11 protein-coding genes and 1 riboswitch are annotated in these 11,065 nt (G+C 49.5%); of the genes, 10 read left to right on the plus strand and 1 reads right to left on the minus strand.

Annotation, left to right across the window (positions count from 1 at the left end; all coding sequences use genetic code 11):
• Position 1: 1 nt before the first annotated feature.
• From dagF to OIN60_RS09790, 7 genes are all read left to right on the plus strand, one after another.
• Positions 2-757: a 2-dehydro-3-deoxy-phosphogluconate aldolase gene (gene dagF, locus OIN60_RS09760; protein WP_305754686.1), complete on the plus strand. Its 756-nt coding sequence runs from the start codon at positions 2-4 to the stop codon at positions 755-757.
• The gene (locus OIN60_RS09765) at positions 750-1,766 is read left to right on the plus strand and encodes a sugar kinase (protein ID WP_305754687.1); all 1,017 of its coding nucleotides are present in this window, start codon (positions 750-752) and stop codon (positions 1,764-1,766) included. Before dagF ends, OIN60_RS09765 begins: the two co-directional genes overlap by 8 nt.
• Positions 1,767-1,775: 9 nt before the next feature.
• Complete coding sequence (locus OIN60_RS09770; RefSeq protein WP_305754688.1) at positions 1,776-2,495, plus strand: GntR family transcriptional regulator; 720 nt, start codon at positions 1,776-1,778, stop codon at positions 2,493-2,495.
• 173 nt (positions 2,496-2,668) lie between these two features.
• The gene (locus OIN60_RS09775) at positions 2,669-3,271 is read left to right on the plus strand and encodes a TetR/AcrR family transcriptional regulator (RefSeq protein WP_305754689.1); all 603 of its coding nucleotides are present in this window, start codon (positions 2,669-2,671) and stop codon (positions 3,269-3,271) included.
• A 31-nt stretch (positions 3,272-3,302) separates the two neighbouring features.
• Positions 3,303-3,767 carry a DoxX family protein gene (locus tag OIN60_RS09780; RefSeq protein WP_305754690.1) on the plus strand — a complete coding sequence of 155 codons (465 nt, stop codon included), beginning with the start codon at positions 3,303-3,305 and terminating at the stop codon, positions 3,765-3,767.
• 127 nt (positions 3,768-3,894) lie between these two features.
• A riboswitch (purine riboswitch) is annotated at positions 3,895-4,005 on the plus strand.
• A gap of 120 nt (positions 4,006-4,125) precedes the next feature.
• Positions 4,126-5,079 carry an EamA family transporter gene (locus tag OIN60_RS09785; protein ID WP_305754691.1) on the plus strand — a complete coding sequence of 318 codons (954 nt, stop codon included), beginning with the start codon at positions 4,126-4,128 and terminating at the stop codon, positions 5,077-5,079.
• A 187-nt stretch (positions 5,080-5,266) separates the two neighbouring features.
• The gene (locus tag OIN60_RS09790; RefSeq protein WP_305754692.1) at positions 5,267-5,827 is read left to right on the plus strand and encodes a pyridoxamine 5'-phosphate oxidase family protein; all 561 of its coding nucleotides are present in this window, start codon (positions 5,267-5,269) and stop codon (positions 5,825-5,827) included.
• 303 nt (positions 5,828-6,130) lie between these two features.
• Here OIN60_RS09790 and OIN60_RS09795 read toward each other — a convergent pair whose 3' ends face one another.
• Positions 6,131-6,436 (minus strand): hypothetical protein, encoded by a 306-nt coding sequence (locus OIN60_RS09795; protein ID WP_305754693.1) that lies wholly within the window; start codon positions 6,434-6,436, stop codon positions 6,131-6,133.
• 294 nt (positions 6,437-6,730) lie between these two features.
• On the opposite strand from OIN60_RS09795, the gene OIN60_RS09800 reads away from it, so the two are divergent.
• The 3 genes from OIN60_RS09800 (at position 6,731) to OIN60_RS09810 (ending at position 10,947) form a co-directional block, all read left to right on the plus strand.
• Positions 6,731-6,973 (plus strand): hypothetical protein, encoded by a 243-nt coding sequence (locus OIN60_RS09800; protein ID WP_305754694.1) that lies wholly within the window; start codon positions 6,731-6,733, stop codon positions 6,971-6,973.
• Positions 6,974-7,055: 82 nt separating this feature from the next.
• Positions 7,056-7,988 (plus strand): copper amine oxidase N-terminal domain-containing protein, encoded by a 933-nt coding sequence (locus OIN60_RS09805; RefSeq protein WP_305754695.1) that lies wholly within the window; start codon positions 7,056-7,058, stop codon positions 7,986-7,988.
• A 4-nt stretch (positions 7,989-7,992) separates the two neighbouring features.
• Positions 7,993-10,947, plus strand: coding sequence for a DUF5704 domain-containing protein (locus OIN60_RS09810; protein WP_305754696.1), 2,955 nt, complete (start codon positions 7,993-7,995; stop codon positions 10,945-10,947).
• Positions 10,948-11,065 lie beyond the last annotated feature (118 nt).

An 11,065-nucleotide genomic window follows, 5' to 3' on the forward strand; every position in this document is an offset into this window, starting at 1 on the left:
CATGTCGATAATGGAAAAACGACTTTACAAAAAACGTGCGGCGCTGAATGTGCTGGCAGGCAGCATCGAGAACGCCCGTGAGGTATATGAGGCCGCTGAAGGCCATGTCATTGTCGGGGTATTGTCCAAAAATTATCCGGATGCAGCAACGGCTGTCGCTGCCATGAAGGAATATGGAGCGGCTATCGAAGACGCCGTGTCCATCGGCCTGGGCGCGGGAGACAACCGGCAGGCGGCTGTCGTGGCGGAAATCGCGAAAAGCTATGGCGGCACCCATATCAACCAGGTGTTCACAGCCGTCGGAGCGACCTGCGCCAATCTGGACACCCGCGATAGCTGGATTAACAGCCTCGTGTCTCCATGCGGCCGTCCCGGTTACGTGAACATTTCGACAGGTCCGTTCAGTGCGGCTTTGTCTGAGCATGCTATTGTACCTGTAAAAGCAGCGATTGCGCTGGTGCGCGATATGGGCGGAAATGCACTGAAATATTTCCCGATGCAAGGACTTCAGCTTGAGGATGAATTTCGGGCGGTGGCACGGGCATGTGGTGAGGAAGGCTTTGCTCTGGAACCAACAGGCGGCATTGATTTGGACAATTTCGAAGCCATTCTGCGCATAACGCTTGAAGCGGGTGTTCCACAGGTGATCCCGCATGTGTATTCTTCCATTATCGATAAGGACACGGGCAGCACGAACGTCAAGGACGTACAGGTGCTGTACGAAACGATGAAAAAGCTGGTGGATCAATATGCATAAACATGTGGCCGCATTTGGCGAAGTGATGATGCGGCTGCAGGTACCCGGCTACGACACGCTGGCACAGGCGGATACGCTCCGGTATACCTTTTCGGGAACAGGAGTGAATATTGTATCTGCCCTGGCACGTTTTGGCCATACCGGATACCTGGTAACAATGCTGCCTGACAATCCACTGGGCGAAGCCGCAATAGCATATTTGCGCAAGTTAGGTATATCCACCACGTTCATCCAGCGGGGCGGACGGTTTGTTGGTATGTATTTTCTGGAGAACGGATTTGGCATGCGTCCCAGTAGGGTTACCTATACGGATCGGCTGGGCAGCAGCTTTAACCAGGCTCCGCTGGACAGCTACGATCCTGTAGAGATTGCGGGTAATGTGGATATCATGCACTTCTGCGGAATTACACTAGCGATGAACGACACGGTGCGCGGGCATATGAAAAGGCTGGCCGCAGCAGTGAAGCAGGCGGGTGGCAAGGTCGTGTTCGACTGCAATTTCCGGCCTGCTCTGTGGGGAGACGGCGGATATGCAGTGGCCAAACCGCATTATGAGGAAATGTTGGACCTTGCCGATATCGTCATGATGAATGAAAAGGATGCGCTGCATATTCTCGGGTTGGAAACACAGGCCACAGAGCGGAAGGAGCAGTTGCTGGACTTGATCCCGCAGGTTGCCAGCAAGTTTGGCATTGCGGTGGTTGCCGGGACGCATCGGTCCATCAATCGGGATAACAGCCATTCGCTGCAGGGGTATATCTATAAAAAAGGACAATTTGAATTTTCGGACACGCTTAACTTTATGGTGTATGATCGTATAGGAGCGGGAGATGCATATGCGAGCGGCATTATTCACGGCGAAATCTGGAATTTTTCCGCGAAGCGGACGGTTGATTTTGCCGCTGCGGCCGCGGCGCTGGCGCATACCGTGTCTGGCGATACGCCGAATGCATCCGAGGCCGAAGTGATGAAGGCCATGACCCAAATGATGCCTGATGTAGAAAGGTAGTGACGCGGATTGTCCATTACGCGCAAAAATGGGCCGTTATATTTGCAAATCAAAAAAATTCTGAAAGACCGGATATTGCACGGCATTTATCCCTTGGGCACGATTATTCCGTCCGAGCCGCAGCTTGAAAAAGAGTTCGGCGTCAGCAAAGTGACCGTCCGCAATGCGGTGCAGGAATTATGTCAGGAAGGTTATCTGGAAAAACGAAGCGGTGTAGGCACGACAGTTCTCCGCAATCGTTCCTTGTCCCGGTTGTCCAAAGGGAAACGGTTTACGGAAATTCTGGTCGACGAAGGCCATCGGATTGAGAAGAAGCTGCTTGGTTCGGAAATGGTGAATAATGATGCGTTATCCGAGCCTTTTCAGTTGTTCGGGGAGCGCTGCCTGCGGATCGAGCGGCTGTACCTGCTTGATGGTAAGCCGTATATTCATTATGTGCATTACCTCATTCCCTCGGCTGTTGCTGTAACAGGGGATGAAAGTGCGGATATGCAATCACTGTACGATTTGATCGAAGAAAATGATATCAGTCTGGACCGATTTCGCGATGCGTTTACCGTTGGCACGGCAAGTGCCGAAACCGGACGTCTGCTTGGCCTCCCGGAAGGGGCCGCTACACTTAGGCGTGTCCGGTATTCCTATAGTGCGGACGGTAGTGTCATTGAATACAGCATTGGTCATTACAATACAGAGCTCCAGCCTTATCTTGTGAGCTATGATGCCCCTTGATGATCGGCAGTTTGTTTTTCTGATTTGGCAAAGCCTGTGAAAAGGCGGCCTCCTTGGTTATAAACCAGGGGAGCCGTCTTTTCGTGCTTGAATGCAGTTATAATCATTTACAAACCGATGGTCGGTATTTATAATAGAAAAATACAAATATCAAATCCACATGGAGGGACGCTTTGAAACAAGAGGAACGCAGGCAGCAAACGGTAAGAAGGTTGATGGATACGACCAAAGAATTAATAACGGAAAAGGGCTGTAATTCCATCACAATGAAGGACATCGTGAATAGGTCTGGGCTGTCCAAAGGTGCCATTTTTCATTATGTAAAAAGCAAAAATGAAATTTTTGTCTGGGTGCTGCAGGAACGTCTCGAAGAAACAAACGAAAATTTCATGGATGCGGTCGAGCATGGTCGCCGAAATTTCGACGAGCCGATGCAGAAGATTCAGGAAAGCATCATTGCATATGAAAATCCGAATGACGTAACGAATAAGGTATTGCTGTACTTACTTGGAAGAGAAGAAGACCCCTTGGTCGCGGAAGCATTGAAGCAGTATTACGAGCGTTCCGTGCATTTATCCAGGATGTGGATTGAAACAGGCCAGAAGTACGGAGTTATTCCTGAAACGGTGAATGCGAACAGAAAAGCAGACATGTTCACGCTTATGACCTTCGGATTAAGAATGCGTTCAAGTATTCCGCACACACAGACGAGTTTTAATGCGCAAGATTTATCGGGGGTTATTCGCCAAATTTTAAATCAAGGCAGCTGCTCTTAACGGTGATGCGCTGCTTAACGGAGGTCACACAATGGAACCATTAATTGTTCTTATTGGTGTCACGATTATCATTCTTGTGGCGGGGCGCTTTGGAGTTCAGCGTTTACGTTCCTGGCCCGTTGCGCTCCGGGGCGGAGTTGCAGCTATGTTTTTGTTGACAGGCACGGTTCATTTCGTCTATATGCGGGAACAAATGATTGACATGGTACCACCTTTCTTGCCATATCCCGGTTTCATCGTGACGCTCACAGGTCTCCTGGAGCTGGCAGGAGCCGCAGGTTTGCTGTTTCGGCTCACTGTTCCTTGGGCAGCCGGAGGGCTGACGCTTCTGTTGATCCTCATGTTCCCGGCTAACGTTCACTATGCCCTTTCAGGCCTTGCGACGAAACCGGAAGATGCTTTATTTCCCCGAACCTTGATGCAAATCGTTTTTGTGTCCGCAACCCTTGCCATCCTGATTTTTTATCTCCGTCATCGATCTGTATGGCAAAAATAAAAAGGGCGGTAGATTATCGGATGATAAATATTATTTTTATACTCACTATGCTAAAAAAGAGAGTTGACAGCATCTTACCTGCCATGTAATATATGAAGCGTTGTCCATGAACATTACGCTGCGGAAACGCACTATTCTATAATCCATTCGTATAACCTCGCAGGCAAATGCGTGTACAAGGGCGAGGGTTTCTACAGGGAGCCTTAACTTCCTAACTACGGAGCCGTGAAACGAGCTTTATGCTCGTATCAGGTGACGGAGTTAGGATTTTTTGCGTTCGGTTCGTCATGTGACCGAGGCATAGACGATATGTACGACATGTCAACGAATTCTTGATTAGCAGGAGGTTATTACAGCAATGAAATATTATGTGGCCGTTCTCACGGGAGCCATGAGTTACGGCATATTATCGACAATCGTGGTTCTGGCTTACGGGCAGGGCTATCAGCTGGGCGAGGTTGTTGGCAGCCAGCTCCTGACGGGATTTATCCTGTCATGGATGCTTGCCCTATATACCAAATTCCAACAGCGCCGCAAAGCGCACGAAGCAGGCAAAGGTCAAGGCGCGGCCGCCCCGATTCAAGCCATCCAGCGGCTGACATGGAAACACCGCCTGCTCCTGATGGCTGCGGGCACGCCAACTGTCATCACCGGACTCGTGTATTATCAATCACTCCGATACATTCCGGCATCACTTGCCATCATTTTGTTGTTCCAGTTTACCTGGATCAGCGTACTGATCCAGGCGGTGGGCAAGCGACAGCGGCCTGATAAAGTAACGTTGCTGACGCTGCTAGTCCTGTTCGGCGGTACGCTGCTTGCCGCAGGTTTCCTGGAGCATGGACTTAGCGAATTCAGCGTATGGGGCATCGCGCTGGGTCTCATGTCGGCGGTAAGCTATTCGCTGTTCGTCCTGTTTAGCGGCAAAGCCGTACCGGCTGCGCACCCGGCATACAGAAGCGCCTGGATGGTAACGGGTGGCTTGATCCTGCTGTGCATTTTGTTTCCGCCAACGTTCCTCTTTAACGGATTGATTTGGAGCCAACTGCTCGTATTTGGCCTGTTGCTTGGCTTCTTCGGAGCATTCATTCCTCCCGTGCTGTTTACGATCGGCGTACCTCATATCGGCGGGGACATGGCAGGCATCATCGGCGCGGCCGAGCTTCCAGTGGCGGTGCTAATGTCCGCCATCGTGCTTCACGAGCATGTAAGCGGACTGCAATGGATCGGCGTGATCATCGTGCTTATGGGAGTAGCTCTGCCCGAGCTGTACAAATACCGGCTTTCGCGGTCAAAGACGATTTATTCATAACCTGAGTGTATCTATGCAAGTTAAGAATATATTTAATTAATGCAGCGGCTTCGAATACAATGATCGTATAGCTAAGCGCGAAATCGCCGCCACAAGTGATCCGTCCCGAATGCCATAGTTTGCGCTGCCGAAGTGGTGTTCACGCGTCATTCGAATCAAAATACAAATTTTTGTGGAGGGGATTCAATTGGGAAAACAATTCCCGGCCATGCTTCCAGACCACATGGCCTTTATCCGAAATCAGCACCTGTTCTTTGTCGGAACGGCACCCCTGTCGCGGGATGGGCATGTCAGTCTGTCGCCGAAGGGATATGACAGTTTTCGGATTTTGTCCGAGTCTAAAGTTGCGTATTTGGATTTGACCGGCAGCGGTAATGAGACCAGCGCCCATCTTGAAGAGAACGGTCGAATCACAATCATGTTTTGCGCATTTCAGGGGCCACCGAATATCTTGCGCCTGTACGGAACCGGAACAGTAATTCTCCCGGAGGACAGCGAGTGGGAGGAGTTTTACGGAATGTTTGATCCGCTGCCTGGAGTCCGGCAGATCATTGCGGTCGATATTCACCAAGTCCAGACATCCTGCGGTTATTCAGTTCCGTTCATGTCGTTCGAAAAAGAGAGGGACACGCTTAGGCGGTGGGCGGAGCAAAAAGGCGAAGAAGGCTTGCGCAGTTACAGGCAGGAAAAGAACATGAGCAGCCTCGACCAATTGCCGACGTCTCTAGGGAAACGTATAGGAACATAACAAACGGCACTGCAGCCATTGTCTTTTTCAAAGAATCACCTCCATTCGGGTCTAGCTTGCATGGCCATAATTATATGACTGACATAGACGCGATTTTCCGGAAGCGGCGATGGATATTTGCAGCAGGGTGCAGCCTGTATTTGCCGAAGCGGCTCCGGAACGGCAGGTTGTGTGTCACTTATACCCATTTTCCAGTCCTCAATAATCGTATAAAGCTAAAGACAGGTCTTTGCCAGAAGGACCTGTTTTTTTGAGCTCTGCAGCTTTTCTATTTAAATGTAACCGAGTCGATAATCTTTTGGACTACTGCCTGACTTTCGTCATCATAAGAGGTAGTGATGATATTAAAAGTATAATTATCCAAAAGGATGCTGTAATAATATTGCGTAAGGCTTTCATTGCCCCCAAATCAATAGACGCCTTCATCACGTCGAAAGTCCTGCCCCCTACAGTTACAGGCGTAGTAGGCTCAAACTCATAGGGATGCTCTGACTTCATCAGTATTTTTTTGGACGCTTCTAAATATTCGGCTCCTGAATTGATGTTTTGAAGCTTGAGGATTTTTTCCGCCACCACCGTAACTGACGCATTTGGAGTGCTTTCGCTCAATGGAAGCTTCTTTCTCAAAAATGCTGAATGATAACAAAAAGAATACGTATGAAACCTTAGAGCGCATGATTCTGCAGAAACAGCTTGTCTGATTCACAGCACTATGGTATTCTAACTGTAAAAATATGTGATGTGACGGAGGCACCGTTCAACCAGCTTATATCAATGGCTGATGAACGGTGTTTTTTGTGTTTCTGGGCAGGGCAGGAGTGACATAAAAGCGTTAAGTGTCGCTGATCTCAGTCCGCAGATACCTGGAGTACGGATCTGTCTCACTGAAAGAGTGGATTTCACATGATGAAAGCTTTGTTGGATCACACGATGCGGGAGATTGGGCAAATTGAAACCGAGATTACGAAAGTGCTGAATACACTTATTGAGATCCAGGAGGAGCGTCCGAATCGATTTCTTATGGAACTGCTTGAACAAGACCGGGCAGAGCTGCTGCAGATGATGGTTGATATGCACATAGAGAAGAAAAAGCTTCTTATACAGTCTGAGATCACAAATCACAAACAGAAAACCGATATACTTTGAAGAATTGTCATTCTTTAGGTGTAATTACTCCTAAGAACGATAGTTCAACCTGTTTAATAATTGAGAAAAGGGGAAGTAATCTATGAAAAAAATTCTATTATCCATGACGGCAGCCGCTTTGTTGTTTGGAATGGCCACACCAATCCAGGCCGTAAGCAGCAAACAAGACATTGAAGTGCTGTGGAACGCCAGAAAGATTTCATTTCCGGATGCGAAGCCGTTCCAGGATGACAGTGACCGGGTGATGGTCCCGATCCGCTTCGTCAGTGAAGCCCTGGGCGCAAAAGTAGGCTGGACCAAATCCGGCGGCAGGTTGTCCGTGTCCATCAAAAATAATGCTCATACGGTGAACATGACCGTAGGGCAGAACACGGCCACCATTGATGGTGAGACGAAGACGTATGACACGCAGATTCTTCTGAAGCAGAACCGGACGTTCGTACCGCTGCGCCTGGTCAGCGAAGGACTTGGCCAGCCGGTAGAATGGGACAAGCTTAGCCGGTGGGTCTGGATTGGCTCGAAGGATGTTCCGACGCTGGAGGAATCCGGATTAAAGCCGGTGAGCCTTGATCCGTACCGGAAATGGTTCACGGACAAACCATATTTACTTGAAAATATGGAAGAGAAGCCTTATGAAAAGGCCATTGTTTTTAAGCAAAGTGACCTACCAGCTACGTTCGTTCGTGATGTTTACAGTATTGAACTGTATACAGACCCGAAAACAACGAATACGTACCTCAAAGTTAGAGCAAAGACTACTTCGGGAGCAGGGAATTTGTACTACCTGACAAAGAAAAAGGACATTCGTTACCGGAATCCAATGGATTCTATGACCGTGAATAATGGTGATGGTACGAAGTATTGTTTTTATCAAATAAGGTCTAGTGCAGATAAAATCCTTCATGGAATTGTGGATCAAAAGAATCTGACTATACAAGATATTGAGTATATCGGATTCGATGGAGCATCTACAGACTACATTCCTCTCATGACTAACCCATGGAAAGGAAACTAAGCTCATGGGAGCGACACGCAAGCTGAAACGCATTGTTACCGCATCATTGGTGGGGCTGCTATTCTTTCTGCAGTTGCCCCTTTTCCAGAACGATGTAGTGCAGGCGGCGACGGAGATCACGCCACTGAAATACTATAAGGACAAAAATTACAGATACTTTGTCGGGATGATGTCCTACGAAATGTGGGGGAGTACGGACGGACAGGGCGGGGAGTTGGTCTGGACGGACGGAGGGCGGCAGCCGAACAAGGGAATGCGCGGCGATGCCAAGTTCACCTATAAGTTTCAATTCCCGAACCGGACAATTAAAAACGTAGAGGCACGGATCTATAACTATCCTGGAGATCCGGTAGAGTATTTTGAAGAATCCCGTTCAGATACGTTTGAAGAATTCAGAAATCATATTAGCAGCGGGACAACCGATGCCGATATTAGGCCATTTCAAAAGCAAGGGGTTGGTACAAATACTACAACCATTCCGATCACGGTCAATATGCTTTTAGATGCTCCAGAACCTAAGAATGTAAAAGATGAACAATGCCCTACCTGTGCTGAAAGTACGGTAGCGTACAGGATATACGTTCCGATCCTGTTCAAAATCGAGTTGGATACCAGCCTGACCGTGAAATACTTCACGGAGGATGGAAAATCCCTGGCTAGCATTTTCCCGCCACGGCAAGAGTCCATGGTGGTTGGCCAAGCCTACGACTTCACGCCGCCAACCAATCCGGCCTTTACATACGTCGGGTATAAGAAAAGTACGACCGGGTCAGCCCCAGGAGGCACCATTCAGCAGGGAAATGCCCCGAGCTTCACATATGATGCTTCATTCGAGAGCTACACTGCTTATCTGTATTACAAGACGGCATGCATGGAGCCAGGCCAAGGAACCGGCACCGAAACGGGTCCGCAGTGTCCTCCGCTTCCGGAGCCGGAACCAGCGGAGCCATCGGTGGTCTGTACGCCGCCGCAGTCTGCAGCCGTCAAAACCGGCAGCCTGATGAACAGCAGCGCGGTCGGGAAGATCAAGGCGGATGCGCGGGGATCCGAAAAGTTTGAAGTGGCCAAGGGCATTCCGACCTCGGAAAGCTTATACGGCAACGTCTGGGCGAAGGAATACCTGTACAACAACAAATTCGAGAAGTTCACCGGCACGTGTACGTTTACGGTTCCCGTGAGCAAAACATACAGACTGAAATGGATCGAGCAAGAAGAAAGAGAGAGGCCAGACGGCACCTCGTATACGGTACCAAGAAATCAGTCCAAAAACGTTGAGGTCGTCAAGTCGTATGATATCGTCCGTAATTATTCCTACTGGACGATTCCTGGCCTGCAGGTGTTTAAAATCGACAATGCCAAGCTCTATAATTACGCTTTCCAGGGCAACGGCATCGTCATCGAGCCAGGCAGCTCCTACAACGTGCCGACGATGGATGTGGAAACGGAAGTGGAGAATCTGCTGGAGCCGTCACCGGTATCGGCTTCCGCTCCAAATGAGACGATTAACGGCGGCAGCAGCGAGCCGGATGTTCCGGATGAGGATCTTGAAAGCTATGCGGAGGAAGAGACGCCGGAGCTGGATGTACGTAACGACAAGCTCATCTTCAACGGAGAAACCGTGATGGACGGTTCCATCGTCAAAACCAAGACCAAGGATCCTGGAGCCATCAAAACGCCGCTCAGTATTGACGAAAACGCCCTGTACCGTCCGGGCAATGTCATTCCGATCAGCAAGACCAACAAGGCGGATAACGAGAGCTCGGGCACGATTGAGTATTCTCCGCTCGACGGCAGCCTGGGCAATCCGGCAAACGAGCGGCAGCCGGTCGATGACTTGAACAGTGTAACGGTCCATACGCCGGTGGTCATGTATCCAAGCGTGAGTAATGACAAGGAGCATAACCAGAAGGTGTACCCGACTGCAGGCACCGCGGCCCTGGTTCTGGACAGACCTTTCACCGTTACCATTCCGACGAGCGGGCAGCACCGGGATATTAGAGGATACGGCAACCGGGACTATGCGAAATACACGGCATACAAGCAGGTACTGTTCGAGTTCGATGTTTACAACGAAGATATGGGCAAATACATTCCGGCCAAAACCTGGATCGATATTCCAGTGACACAGCTTCAGACCACGTTCCGGATGCCGGTATGGGTCGATGAAGGGAAGTACACGGTTCACTTCCGCTCGATAGCGGAGAATGCACCTGAAAATTTCACCTGGGAGAAGATGGCCAACTTCGATTTGTCCAACCATGTGGCCATCAACACGGTGCCGGTGGAAGTGATCGGACGCTTGTATGACTTCAAGGTCACGGACATTATGGACTATGATTGGGAGACGGTCTTCCGCACGAAGAAAGGCAGCTCAGAGCCTACCGGTGCAGCTTATTGGGTTGGGCCGAACTCTATAGACGGTACGCCTCGTGGGAATAAGCCGCCATTTATGCTTCCGATCCTGCCGGGCAGCCACCCGAACAGCGGTTATAAGAATGTGGCTATCAAGACTGGCTACTCCTTTAAATTTGACTTTAAGACGAAAGGGAATAATTTCGGTCCGAAAGACCACGTGAAAATTGTGCCGACATTCTACTTCGTGGATAAGGACGGAACCAAGCGTCAGAAAGTCGATCTGTATTATCACAATCAGACGACAGGGCAAAAATTTGTGAAGATCGGTTCGAGCCTGGACACCGTAACCCGCAGTATGGTTCTGAATAGCAGGATGCGGAACATACCTTTGACTGAACTGACCAATACAGCGGAATATGTGGCGACATATGGTTTTACCGATTTCATGAAACAAGCAGGAAAGAAGAATACTATCGGCTCATACGGTTTGCTGGATCTCACGCAGCGGGTACGGACTTTAATCGGACCAACATCCAATATTCCGAAAACAGTTGATCCAGGCAGAGCGGCGGCCTCCATTCAAAAGTGGTATGGGGAAGTGTGACTTGTTTCCGGCTCAACCCAGGCGGTAACGTCTGACAAAGCCGGAGGACATCAGTACAATCGATGTCTAACTTTACATCCAAGTTGACAGGGGAAGTTCCTGTCTGAATTGAAGGTTG

Source organism: Paenibacillus zeirhizosphaerae, from assembly GCF_030705605.1.
GTDB lineage: Bacteria > Bacillota > Bacilli > Paenibacillales > Paenibacillaceae > Paenibacillus > Paenibacillus zeirhizosphaerae.